Origin of the sequence: Parvibaculum sp., from assembly GCF_049671045.1 — a bacterium.
Taxonomy (GTDB): Bacteria; Pseudomonadota; Alphaproteobacteria; order Parvibaculales; family Parvibaculaceae; genus Parvibaculum.
In genome coordinates, this window is the sequence record NZ_JBATUH010000068.1 from 58,614 (window position 1) to 69,726 (window position 11,113).

The 11,113-nt window shown below is 65.6% G+C and carries 12 protein-coding genes and 1 other RNA gene; 10 read left to right on the forward strand and 3 right to left on the reverse strand.

All coding sequences use genetic code 11. The annotated features are described in order from the left end of the window. Window positions 1-6: 6 nt before the first annotated feature. From WBG82_RS08495 to tkt, 3 genes are read right to left on the reverse strand one after another with little or no spacing between them, the layout of a single operon-like run. A complete protein-coding gene (locus WBG82_RS08495; RefSeq protein WP_424423711.1) occupies window positions 7-1,218 on the reverse strand; it encodes a phosphoglycerate kinase in 1,212 nt (403 codons plus the stop codon). 20 nt (window positions 1,219-1,238) lie between these two features. After that, a complete protein-coding gene (gene gap / locus WBG82_RS08500) occupies window positions 1,239-2,246 on the reverse strand; it encodes a type I glyceraldehyde-3-phosphate dehydrogenase (RefSeq protein WP_424423714.1) in 1,008 nt (335 codons plus the stop codon). A gap of 20 nt (window positions 2,247-2,266) precedes the next feature. Beyond that, window positions 2,267-4,282, reverse strand: a complete 2,016-nt coding sequence (gene tkt, locus WBG82_RS08505; RefSeq protein ID WP_424423716.1) for a transketolase — start codon at window positions 4,280-4,282, stop codon at window positions 2,267-2,269. Between the two features lie 413 nt (window positions 4,283-4,695). Between tkt and WBG82_RS08510 the strand changes: the two genes are divergently transcribed. The 10 genes from WBG82_RS08510 to ruvB form a co-directional block, all read left to right on the forward strand. Then, window positions 4,696-4,962: a DUF4164 family protein gene (locus WBG82_RS08510; protein ID WP_424423719.1), complete on the forward strand. Its 267-nt coding sequence runs from the start codon at window positions 4,696-4,698 to the stop codon at window positions 4,960-4,962. 8 nt (window positions 4,963-4,970) lie between these two features. Then, complete coding sequence (locus WBG82_RS08515) at window positions 4,971-5,330, forward strand: cell division protein ZapA (protein WP_324296955.1); 360 nt, start codon at window positions 4,971-4,973, stop codon at window positions 5,328-5,330. Window positions 5,331-5,390: 60 nt separating this feature from the next. Next, a non-coding RNA gene (ssrS, locus tag WBG82_RS08520) (6S RNA) lies at window positions 5,391-5,547 on the forward strand. Between the two features lie 21 nt (window positions 5,548-5,568). Next, a complete protein-coding gene (locus WBG82_RS08525; RefSeq protein WP_424423722.1) occupies window positions 5,569-6,177 on the forward strand; it encodes a 5-formyltetrahydrofolate cyclo-ligase in 609 nt (202 codons plus the stop codon). A gap of 34 nt (window positions 6,178-6,211) precedes the next feature. Further along, complete coding sequence (locus WBG82_RS08530) at window positions 6,212-7,021, forward strand: TIGR00282 family metallophosphoesterase (protein WP_424423725.1); 810 nt, start codon at window positions 6,212-6,214, stop codon at window positions 7,019-7,021. A gap of 17 nt (window positions 7,022-7,038) precedes the next feature. Continuing rightward, window positions 7,039-8,067 carry a glycosyltransferase family protein gene (locus WBG82_RS08535; RefSeq protein ID WP_424423728.1) on the forward strand — a complete coding sequence of 343 codons (1,029 nt, stop codon included), beginning with the start codon at window positions 7,039-7,041 and terminating at the stop codon, window positions 8,065-8,067. A 482-nt stretch (window positions 8,068-8,549) separates the two neighbouring features. After that, complete coding sequence (locus WBG82_RS08540; protein ID WP_324296951.1) at window positions 8,550-9,296, forward strand: YebC/PmpR family DNA-binding transcriptional regulator; 747 nt, start codon at window positions 8,550-8,552, stop codon at window positions 9,294-9,296. Window positions 9,297-9,329: 33 nt separating this feature from the next. Further along, window positions 9,330-9,860, forward strand: coding sequence for a crossover junction endodeoxyribonuclease RuvC (gene ruvC / locus WBG82_RS08545; RefSeq protein WP_424423731.1), 531 nt, complete (start codon window positions 9,330-9,332; stop codon window positions 9,858-9,860). Further along, window positions 9,857-10,474 carry a Holliday junction branch migration protein RuvA gene (ruvA, locus tag WBG82_RS08550; protein WP_424423734.1) on the forward strand — a complete coding sequence of 206 codons (618 nt, stop codon included), beginning with the start codon at window positions 9,857-9,859 and terminating at the stop codon, window positions 10,472-10,474. Before ruvC ends, ruvA begins: the two co-directional genes overlap by 4 nt. Window positions 10,475-10,487: 13 nt before the next feature. After that, the coding region (gene ruvB / locus WBG82_RS08555; protein WP_424423736.1) for a Holliday junction branch migration DNA helicase RuvB at window positions 10,488-11,113 on the forward strand (626 nt) is incomplete at its 3' end.

The following is an 11,113-nucleotide window of genomic DNA, read 5'->3' on the forward strand; positions in this document are numbered from 1 at the left end:
TTCCCTTTATCTGACTTCAAGCGCCGCGACGCCGGGCAGTACCGCGCCTTCCATCCATTCGAGGAAGGCACCGCCCGCGGCGGATACATAGGTGAAATCGTCGGCCGCGCCCGCATCGTTGAGCGCTGCCACCGTGTCGCCGCCCCCGGCCACTGATTTGAGGGTCCCGATCTTCGTCAGCATGCCGACGAGACGCGCGGCGGATGCCGTCCCCTGATCGAAAGGAGGAATCTCGAAGGCGCCGAGAGGCCCGTTCCAGACGACCGTCTTCGCCGCTTCGAAGCGTCCGGCGAGATAGGCCATCGTGTCGGAGCCGATGTCGAGGATCATCATGTCGTCCGGCACAGCATCGACCGGAACGGTCCTCGCCTCCGCGCCGGCCTTGAATTCCCGCGCGACGACCGCATCGACAGGCAGCACGATCTCGCAGCCCGCCTTGCCGGCGGTGGCGAGGATTTCGCGTGCCTTGTCGAGCAGATCGTATTCGCAGAGCGACTTGCCGACCTTCCTGCCCTGGGCGGCGAGGAAGGTGTTGGCCATGCCGCCGCCGACGATCAGCGTGTCGACGCGATGGATGAGATTGAGGAGCAGGGCGATCTTGGTCGAGACCTTGGCCCCGCCGACAACGGCGACGACCGGATGCTCGGGGTTGCCGAGCGCCGTTTCGAGCGCGTCGAGTTCCGCCTCCATCGCCCGGCCTGCATAGGCGGGCAGCACATGGGCGAGCCCCTCGGTCGAGGCATGGGCGCGATGGGCGCAGGAGAAGGCGTCGTTCACATAGACGTCGCCATTCTCGGCAAGCGCCTTCACGAAGGCGGGATCGTTCTTCTCCTCGCCCGCATGGAAGCGCGTGTTCTCGAGGACGAGAATGCCGCCGGCGGGAAGCGCATCGACCGCTTCCTTCGCGGGCGCACCGATGCAGTCCGACGCGAAGGCGACCTTAGCGCCGACGACGCCGGAAAGCGCCTCGGCGACGGGCGCGAGCGAGAATTTGGGCTCGGGCGCGCCCTTGGGGCGGCCGAAATGCGAAAGCACGATGACCTTCGCGCCCTTGGCCGCGATTTCCTTCAATGTGTCGGCGATGCGGTTGAGGCGCGTCGCATCCGTGACATGACCGTGCTCGTCGGTCGGTACGTTGAGGTCTGCCCTGACAAGAACCCGGCGACCATTGAGGTCGCCGGACTTGAACAGGTCATCGAGTGTTTTGTGACCAGCCATGACGTTTCGGATGCCAGGGCTCAGAGCAGCTTGCCCATGGCGGCTGCCGTGTCGCCCATGCGGTTCGAGAAGCCCCACTCATTGTCGTACCAGGAAAGCACGCGCACGAGACGGCCTTCGATCACCTGCGTCTGGGTGAGGTCGAAGGTCGAGGAGGCGGGGTTGTGGTTGAAGTCGATCGAGACGAGTTCCTCGTCGGTGGTCGCGAGCACGCCCTTGAGCGGGCCCTTCGCCGCCGCGATGATCGCCGCGTTCACTTCTTCCGCCGTGGTCTTCTTCTTCGCGGTGAAGACGAGGTCGATGACCGAGACGTTCGCCGTCGGCACGCGGATCGAGGTGCCGTCGAGCTTGCCCTTCAGTTCCGGCAGGACGAGGCCCACGGCCTTGGCCGCGCCCGTCGAGGTCGGGATCATCGAAAGGCCGGCGGCGCGTGCGCGGCGCGCATCCTTGTGCAGCGTGTCGACCGTGTTCTGGTCGCCCGTATAGGCGTGAACGGTGGTCATGTAGCCCTGCTCGATGCCGACGGCCTTGTGCAGCACGGCCGCGACCGGCGCGAGGCAGTTCGTGGTGCAGGAGGCGTTGGAGACGACCTTGTGGCTCTTCTTCAGGTCCTTGTGGTTCACGCCGTAGACGACCGTGATGTCGGCCCCGTCAGCAGGCGCGGAGACGAGAACCTTCTTCGCGCCGGCAGTGAGATGGGCCGACGCCTTGTCCTTCGATGCGAAGATGCCCGTGCATTCGAGCGCGATGTCGACGCCGAGATCCTTCCACGGCAGCTTTGCCGGATCGCGCTCGGCGAGAACCTTGATCGGGCCGCGGCCGAGATCGAAGGACGACTTCGTCGTCTTGATCTTGCCGGGGAAGGGGCCATGCACGGAGTCCCACTTCAGCAGATGGGCATTGGCCTCGACCGAGCCGAGGTCATTGATGGCCACCACCTCGATGTCCTTGCGTCCCGACTCCGCGATGGCGCGAAGCACGAGACGCCCGATCCGACCGAATCCGTTAATCGCAACGCGGACTGCCATTTCTCGTTATCTCCTGGCTATCAAGCCCCGAGGCAAGACTTCGCGGCGGCGACCGCGGCTTCCGGGGTAATGTTGAAGTGCTTGTAGAGGTCCTTGGCGGGCGCACTCGCGCCGAAGCCCGTCATGCCGATGAAGGCGCCGTCGGCGCCGATATAGCGGTCCCAGCCGAAGCGAAGCGCTGCTTCGATCACGACTTTCACCGTTCCTTCGCCCAGCGTCTTCGCCTTGTATTCGCGCGACTGGGCCTCGAAGAGCTCGACGCAGGGCATGGAGACGACGCGCGCGCCGATGCCCTCGGCCTCGAGGAGCTTCTGGGCGGCGAGCGCGATCTCGACTTCCGAGCCAGTGGCGATGAGCGTCACCTTGGCGGCGGAGGAAGCGGGCGAAAGCTCATAGCCGCCCTTCGCGCAGAGGTTCTCGTCCGTGTCCGTTATGCGGACGGCCGGAAGGTTCTGGCGCGAGAGTGCAAGGACCGAAGGCGTCTTCTTCGCTTCGAGCGCGATCTGCCAGCATTCGAGCGTCTCCACCGCGTCGGCCGGGCGGAAGACGTTGAGGTTCGGCATGGCGCGCAGGCTCGCCAGATGCTCGACCGGCTGATGGGTCGGCCCGTCTTCGCCGAGCCCGATCGAGTCATGCGTCATCACATAGATCACGCGCTGTTCCATCAGCGCCGAAAGGCGGATGGCCGGGCGGCAATAATCGGTGAAGACGAGGAAGGTGCCGGAATAGGGGATGAAGCCCTTGTGCAGCGCGATGCCGTTCATGGCTGCGGCCATGCCGTGTTCGCGGATGCCGTAATGGATGAAGGAGCCGGAGAAGTTGGTCGCCGTGACCGCCTTTTGGTCCTTGGAGCGCGTGTTGTTGGAGCCGGTTAGGTCGGCCGAGCCGCCGATCGATTCCGGCAGCAGCGGATTGACGACGTTGAGCACCTCTTCCGAGGATTTGCGCGTCGCCCAGTTCGGCTTTTCCGCGACGAGCTGCTTCTTGTAGTCAGAGACAGCCTTGCCGAAGCCCGCGGGCAGGTCGCCCCTGAGCTGGCGCTCGAACTCCGCGCGCCGGGCCTGATCGACCTTCGCGAAGGAGGCTTCCCAGTCGGACCGCGCCTTGCCGCCGCGCGCGCCCACCTCGCGCCATGCGGCGAGAACGGGGGCGGGAATGACGAAGGGCTCCGCCTCCCAGCCGAGCGTCTGGCGCGAGAGCTTGATCTCGTCGGCGCCCAGCGGGGAGCCATGCGAGGACGACTTGCCATGCTTGTTCGGCGAGCCATAGCCGATGACGGTGCGGCAGGCGATGAGCGTGGGTTTCGTCGCGTGGCGCGCCTTTTCGATGGCGCCGGCGATCTCGTCCGGGTTGTGGCCGTCGATGCGGACGGCGTTCCAGCCCGCCGCCTCGAAGCGCTTCAGCGCGTCGCCCGATTCCGAGAGGTCGAGCGAACCGTCGATGGTGATGCCGTTGTCGTCATAAAGGACGATGAGCTTCGACAGGCGCAGATGGCCGGCAAGGCTGATCGCCTCGTGGCTGATGCCTTCCATGAGATCGCCATCGGAGGCGAGGACATAGGTGTAGTGATCGACGATGCCGCCGAAGCGCGCCGCGGCGAGGCGTTCGGCGAGCGCCATGCCGACGGCGGTGGCAATGCCCTGGCCGAGCGGGCCTGTCGTCGTCTCGATGCCGCCTGCATGGCCATATTCGGGATGGCCGGCGGTGATGCTGCCGAGCTGACGGAAATTCTTGATCTGCTCGATCGTCATGTCCTCGTAGCCGAGGAGGTAGTTGAGCGCGTAGAGCAGCATGGAGCCGTGGCCGGCGGAGAGCACGAAGCGGTCGCGATCAGGCCAGTCGGGCTTTTTCGGGTCGATCTTCAGGAAGCGCGAGAACAGGACGGTCGCGACATCGGCCGCGCCCATCGGCATGCCGGGGTGGCCGGAATTGGCCTTCTGCACCGCATCCATGGCGAGGGCGCGGATGGCGTTCGCCATATCCCGGTGAGATACGGAAGCTTGCGCGATAGGGGCCGACTGATCGGGTGGCGTCATGTTTACACTCTTTGGCCTCAGGACTTGACCCAGGTTGCCGGCTCCGGGGCGCTGGAGCAGGGTTGTCCGGGAGAGGCGCCAGAAGGACGCGCCGTTCCGGAGCCCTTGCTCCGGACTTCGATCCGGCCGCCGGCAACGAGTTCGGCGCGGTCCGATTCCTTCCCGTCTCTTGGGGTCTTGCGAGCGGCGCCACAATGACCAGCGCGTTTCGGAGAGTCAATGATGGATTCGCGCAAAATGCCGCGCTTTTCCGCGACTTGAGGCGCATCTTGGCGTTGAGGCCCGATCGGCTCGCGGGAGCGTCGCGCCCGGCGCGGGCGGAGAGGCGGGGCAAGTCCAGTTGACCTTGTTTCGGCGGCACGCCTATGGTGACAAATGAGGGTTCGAGCCCCTGATTCCGGACAACAGCACGCATGAACAAACTCGATTCCGCGACTGAGCGCTTCAAGACGGCGCTTGACCGGCTGGAGGCAGGCATCCACCGGCAGCTTCTGCGCGCGCAGTCCGCAGGACGGCTCGAGAGCGAGGTCAACGCACTCAAGGAAGACCGGGCCCGGCTCGCCGAGGAGATCGACCGGATGAAGGTCGAGGCCCGGCAGGCGAACGAGCTCAATGAGCGCGTATCGGAAACGCTGGCGAATGCCATCGAGGGCATTCGCGAGGTGCTGACGGAAAGCTGAGGGCAGGCATGGGACAGGTCACCGTTCAGATCAACGATCGCGCCTATACCGTCGCCTGCGGCGATGGCGAGGAAGCCCATCTGAAGGAGCTGGCGACGCATATCAGCGCCCATGTGTCGGAACTCGCCCGCGAAGTGGGGCAGGTGGGCGAATCGCGGCTTCTCCTCATGGCCTCGCTGCTCGTCGCCGACGAGCTTTTCGAGGCGCGCAGCCGCATCAAGGTGCTCGAGGCCGATATCGAGCAGCTGACCCAGGCGCGCATCGCCGCGCTCGAGCGCTCCCGCGAGGCGGAGGATCTGCTCGGCGACATGCTGGATACGGCCGCCCGCCGCATCGAGGACATCGCGCGGCGGATCGAGGCGGCGTGACGCAGCGCCTCACCTCGTTCTTCTTGACCGCGGTGCCCGTTCGGCCTGATAGAATGATCACGGGTGCTGCCTGGTGCGTCAGGAACACTTTCTCTCGGGGCCTTACGATCCTTAAGGGAGCTGTCCCTGGTAGAGGCCGAGGCCTCTTTCACACGGCGCCCACCTACTTGTGTAGGTCTCCGAGGATCATCGTTCCAACGGCCGAGGCGGCCCCACCCGTTTCGCGCGGAGCGCGCGTGTGAGCGGCGCGGCGGAAGCCGGCATGCAGCGCGCCAAGGAAAGCGCGCGTGCCGCCGCCCGCCCCCGGCGCTCCGGCGCCCAGGCCCTGCTCGGACGAGAGGCCGCCCCCGCCTTCGCGCGGCATTTCTTCGGCGAACTCCTTCCGCGCCTTCAGCTTTCGCCCCGCAGCGTCGTCGCCGGCTATTCGCCCATATCGAGCGAGGCCGATCCGCTCGACATTCTCGAGGGCGCGTCGGCGCGCGGCTTCTCATGCGCGCTGCCGGCCGTGGGGGCGCCTCGCGCGCCTCTCGTCTTTCGGCTCTGGCACCCGGGCGACGCGCTCGTGGACGGGCCGCATGGAACGCGCGAGCCGCGGCCGGAGGCGCCGCGATGTTTGCCCGAACTTGTGATTGTGCCGATGTTGGCGTTCGATAAGGTGGGACGTCGGCTTGGCTATGGCGGCGGCTATTACGATCGCACGCTCGCCTCGCTCAGGGCGGCGATGCCGGTTCTGGTGGCGGTGGGCCTTGCGTTTTCGGCGCAGGAGGCCGACGAGCTTCCCGAAGAAGGCGGGGATCAGCGTCTCGACTGGATCGTCACCGAACGCGGTGTCCGGTCGTTTCGGTGAAATCACGGCGGGTTTCGAAACAGGACGAATTTCAATGAAGCTTCTTTTTCTCGGCGACATCGTCGGCCGCACGGCCCGCGACGCCATCGTCAGCGACCTTCCGGCGCTCCGCGCCGATCTGGACGTCGATTTCGTGATCGTCAATGGCGAGAATGCGGCCGGCGGCTTCGGCATCACCGCCGCGATCTGCGAGGATCTCTTCAATGCGGGCGTCGATGTCGTCACGCTCGGCAATCATGCCTGGGATCAGCGCGAGGCGCTTGTTCATATCGAGCGCGAGCCGAGGCTCATTCGTCCGGTCAATTTTCCGGCCGGGACGCCGGGGCGGGGCGCCGGCCTCTTCGAGACGGCGAAGGGCGAGCGCGTGCTCGTCATCAATGCCATGGGGCGCGTCTTCATGGACCCGCTCGATGATCCATTCGCGGCGATCGAGCGCGAGATCGGCGCCTGTCCGCTCGGCGAGGCGGCGGATGCGATCATCGTCGATTTCCACGGCGAGGCGACCTCCGAGAAGATGGCGATGGGCCATTTCTGCGACGGGCGGGCGAGCCTCGTCGTCGGCACGCACAGCCATGTCCCGACGGCGGACGCGCAGATCCTGCCTGGCGGCACCGCCTATCAGACAGATGCGGGCATGTGCGGCGACTATAATTCCGTGATCGGCATGGAGAAGGACGAGCCTCTCAATCGCTTCCTGTCGAAGATTCCGACCGCGCGCTTCCAGGCCGCTTCGGGCGAGGCGACGCTTTGTGGCGTCTTCGTGGAGACGGATGCCTCCGGCCTTGCGCGCCGCATCGAGCCCGTGCGCGTCGGCGGGCGGCTCAAGCCCGCGCTCCCGGCCTGAGGGCGCGGAGCCTGCCCATGCGCGTCGTCATCGCGGGCAATTACAACGAGCGGAAGGCGGGGGCGAATTTCTACGCCACCATCCGCAAGCTCACCAATGGCTTCATCCGCAACGGTCACGCGGTGATGGCGTTCAGCGACCGCGACATCGCGCGCGAGCAGTCGCGCTTCGGCATCGGCCGGGCGGGCGACAGCGAGGCGAACAGGCGCCTTGTCGAGCTTTGCCGACAATTCAGGCCGGATCTGCTGATCCTTCTTCACGCCGACAAGATCGCCAATGCGACCATTGCCGAGATCAAGGCGCTCAGGCCCTCGCCTCTGGTCGCGGTCGTCAATCTCGATCCGATCTTTCTGCCTGAAAACCCGCCGCGTATCCGCCGCTTCGCCGAGGTCGCGGACATCACCTTCATCACCACGGCGGGCGACCGGCTGGCGGAATTCGCCACCCGCACGCATCGCATCGCCTTCATGCCCAATCCGGTCGATCGCTCCATCGAGGCGCTCGAATGTTTCCGGCATGCCGACCAGCCCTTCGATCTTCTCTGCACTATCGGCAGCGAAAAGGGGACGCCGTGGCGGGCCGAGACGATGCGTGCCATAGAGGCGCGGGTGCCGGAAGCGCGTTATGCGTTTTTCGGCCTTGCGGGCAGGCCCTCGGTATTCGGTACGGCCTATTTCGAGGCGATCGCGAGCGCCCGCATGGGGCTCAATCTCAACCGGAGCGACGATCACTATCTCTATTCGTCGGACCGCATCGCCCAATATGTCGGCAACGGGCTCATGCTCTTCATCGGCCGTTCGACCGGCTATGGCGACATATTCTCCGACCGCGAATTCGTCTTCTATGACGGGCTCGACGATCTCGCCGACAGGTTGCGGCATTTCCTCGCTCATGACTGCGAGCGGCAGAAGATCGCGCAGGCGGGTCATGAGAAATATCACGCGATTTTCAACGAGCGCATTGTCGCCCGCTATATCGAGGACGTGACCTTCGGCCACCTCGACGAGCCGGGCTACGCCTGGCCGCAGACCGTCTTCGGCGGCTGAGCCGCGGGGCGGAAGCTCTTTCCTGAAATCTCCGGCTGAAGACGAAGCGCCCCGCTCATGGTCACCGAGGTGGGTAAGGGACCATGAACGGGGCGTGTGTGCCGCCGCGTCCTGCGGAGGCCGGTCCGGTTGTTCCCTGGGGCTTGGGCAAGACCTTCGGGCCGGACCTGCTGCGATGAGCCCCGTTCTGGATGGTTGGGCGGCCATCCGTGGTGAGCGGGACATCCTCACAGTAGAGGCGATTTGTTAAACACACGTTAAGCGAGCATGTATAATTAACAACACGCATTACGTGCATATTGGAGCGAAAGCGAGGGCAGGCATGGGCTATGGATTTTGGCAGGACGGCCCCCTATAAGAGCGGCCTCGGGGGGCGATCCGTCGGGATGCCCGCCGCAACAGAAAAACGTCGCGCGGATACGGGTTTCCTGCGCAGAATCGGGAGGTCCGCCAGGTGCGGGCCCCAGTAATTCGGAGTCGCCATGGCCGGCCATTCGCAATTCAAGAACATCATGTATCGCAAGGGCGCGCAGGATAAGAAGCGCGCCAAGCTGTTCTCGAAGCTGGCGAAGGAAATCACCGTCGCGGCGAAGCAGGGGCTGGCCGATCCCGAATACAACCCCCGCCTGCGCGCCGCCATTCAGGCGGCCCGCGCCGAGAACATGCCCAAGGACAATATCGAGCGGGCGATCAAGAAGAGTTCCGATCAGGGCGGCGAGAATTATGACGAGGTGCGCTATGAGGGCTTCGGCCCGGGCGGCATCGGCGTCATCGTCGAGACGCTGACCGACAACCGCAACCGCACGGCAAGCTCGGTGCGCTCGATCTTCACCAAGCATGGCGGCAATCTCGGCGAGACGGGTTCCGTCTCCTTCATGTTCTCGCGGCTCGGCCGCATCGAATATGCGCCGGATGTCGCGAGCGCCGACGACATGCTCGACGCCGCGATCGAGGCGGGCGCCGACGATTGCCAGTCGAGCGAGCAGGCGCATGAGCTTTTCTGTTCGCCCGACACGCTTCATGAGGTCGCGCGCACGCTCGAGGCCCGGTTCGGCGAGCCGCGCGCGGCCAGCATCGTCTGGAAGCCGCAGAACCTGATCCCCGTCGACGACGAAAAGGCCGAAACCATCATCAAGATGCTTGATGCACTGGACGACGACGATGATGTGCAGCAGGTTTATGCGAACTTCGAAATGTCCGATTCGGTCATGGAGAAGATGTCGGCCTGATCTGGCCTCAAGGCACGGAGGCAAGCCCCGCTCATGCCGGCCTCTCTGAGATTTCTCGGCATCGATCCGGGACTGCGCGCGACGGGCTGGGGCGTGATCGACGTTTCCGGCTCGCGCCTCGTTCATGTCGCAAATGGCACGATCACCTCGAACGACCGGCTGAGCGTCGCGGAGCGCCTCGTCGAGATCGAACGCGGGCTGATCTCGGTGGTGGAGGCGCATGCGCCTGACGCGGCCGCGGTGGAGCAGGCATTCGTGGCGCGCGATCCGTCGGCGGCGCTGAAGCTCGGGCAGGCGCGCGCGGTTGCGCTTCTCGTTCCCGCGCGGAGCGGCATTCCGGTGGCGGAATATGCGCCCAACCACATCAAGAAATCCGTCGTCGGCGCGGGTCATGCCGGAAAGGCGCAAATCAGAATGATGGTCGAATTGCTCCTGCCGGGATCGCGCGCCGCGAGCGAACATGCGGCCGACGCGCTCGCCATCGCGATCTGTCATGCCCATTCCGGCGGCGCGAATGAGAGGATTGCGGCCGCGCTCCTTCGCGCGGAGGCAGCGCGCGCATGATCGGCAGGCTCAAGGGTGCGGTCGATGAAGTGGGCGCCGATTGGGTGATCGTCGATGTGAACGGCGTCGGCTATCACGTCACCTGTTCGCGGCGCACGCTCGATGCGCTGCCTGAAATCGGCGGCGCGGTGACGCTCGCCATCGAGACGAAGGTGAGCGACGATGCGATCCGCCTTATCGGCTTTGCGAGCGAACTGGAGCGCGACTGGTTCCGGCTTCTTCTCGGCGTGCAGGGCGTGGGCACACGCGTCGCGCTCGGCGTGCTCGGCACGCTGACGCCCGCCGATCTCGCCCGCGCCATCGCGCTAGAGGACAAGAAGGCGGTTGCGACCGCGCCGGGGGTCGGGCCCAAGGTCGCGGCGCGCATCGTCTCGGAGCTGAAGGACAAGGCGCCGGCGGGAAGCTCGCTTGCCGCGGTGCTCGATCAGGGCGCCGCGCCCGCTGCCGCTTCCGCGCCCGATGGCGCCGCGCGCGATGCGATCTCCGCGCTCGTCAATCTCGGCTATCCGCAGTTGCAAGCGGCATCCGCCATTTCCGGCGCCGCGAAGAAACTTGAGCCGGGCGCATCGGCGGAGCAGCTTATCCGTCAGGGACTGAAGGAGCTGGCGCGATGAAGGGGAATGAAGAGTGACAGACCGCCTCGTCGCCGCGCGCAAGAGGGAAGAGGACGAAGCCGAGCGTTCGCTGCGGCCGCAGGCGCTTGCCGATTTCGTCGGTCAGGCGCGGGCCCGCGAAAATCTCGCCGTCTTCATCGAGGCGGCGCGCGCGCGCGGCGAAGCGCTCGACCATGTGCTCTTCGCAGGCCCTCCGGGCCTCGGCAAGACGACGCTTGCCCAGATTCTCGCACGCGAACTCGGCGTCAATTTTCGCGCGACCTCGGGCCCCGTCATCTCCAAGGCCGGCGATCTCGCGGCGCTGCTCACCAATCTCGAACCGCGCGACGTTCTTTTCATCGACGAAATCCATCGTCTCTCGCCAGCGGTCGAAGAAGTTCTCTATCCGGCGATGGAAGATTTCCAGCTCGATCTCATCATCGGCGAGGGGCCGGGCGCGCGCTCCGTCCGCATCGATCTCGCGCCCTTCACTCTCATCGGCGCGACGACGCGCACGGGCCTTCTGACGACACCCTTGCGTGACCGCTTCGGCATTCCGGTGCGGCTTCATTTCTACGAGATCGCCGAACTCGAACACATCGTTCGGCGTGGCGCGAGGCTTCTAGGCATCGACATGACGGCGGATGGCGCGCATGAGAT

What these genes read in the sequence shown, in the direction of transcription:
- WBG82_RS08495 (WP_424423711.1), bottom strand. Translation starts at nt 1,218, where the DNA reads ATGGCTGGTCACAAAACACTCGATGACCTGTTCAAGTCCGGCGACCTC.
- gap (WP_424423714.1), bottom strand. Translation starts at nt 2,246, where the DNA reads ATGGCAGTCCGCGTTGCGATTAACGGATTCGGTCGGATCGGGCGTCTC.
- tkt (WP_424423716.1), bottom strand. Translation starts at nt 4,282, where the DNA reads ATGACGCCACCCGATCAGTCGGCCCCTATCGCGCAAGCTTCCGTATCT.
- WBG82_RS08510 (WP_424423719.1), top strand. Translation starts at nt 4,696, where the DNA reads ATGAACAAACTCGATTCCGCGACTGAGCGCTTCAAGACGGCGCTTGAC.
- WBG82_RS08515 (WP_324296955.1), top strand. Translation starts at nt 4,971, where the DNA reads ATGGGACAGGTCACCGTTCAGATCAACGATCGCGCCTATACCGTCGCC.
- WBG82_RS08530 (WP_424423725.1), top strand. Translation starts at nt 6,212, where the DNA reads ATGAAGCTTCTTTTTCTCGGCGACATCGTCGGCCGCACGGCCCGCGAC.
- WBG82_RS08535 (WP_424423728.1), top strand. Translation starts at nt 7,039, where the DNA reads ATGCGCGTCGTCATCGCGGGCAATTACAACGAGCGGAAGGCGGGGGCG.
- WBG82_RS08540 (WP_324296951.1), top strand. Translation starts at nt 8,550, where the DNA reads ATGGCCGGCCATTCGCAATTCAAGAACATCATGTATCGCAAGGGCGCG.
- ruvC (WP_424423731.1), top strand. Translation starts at nt 9,330, where the DNA reads ATGCCGGCCTCTCTGAGATTTCTCGGCATCGATCCGGGACTGCGCGCG.
- ruvA (WP_424423734.1), top strand. Translation starts at nt 9,857, where the DNA reads ATGATCGGCAGGCTCAAGGGTGCGGTCGATGAAGTGGGCGCCGATTGG.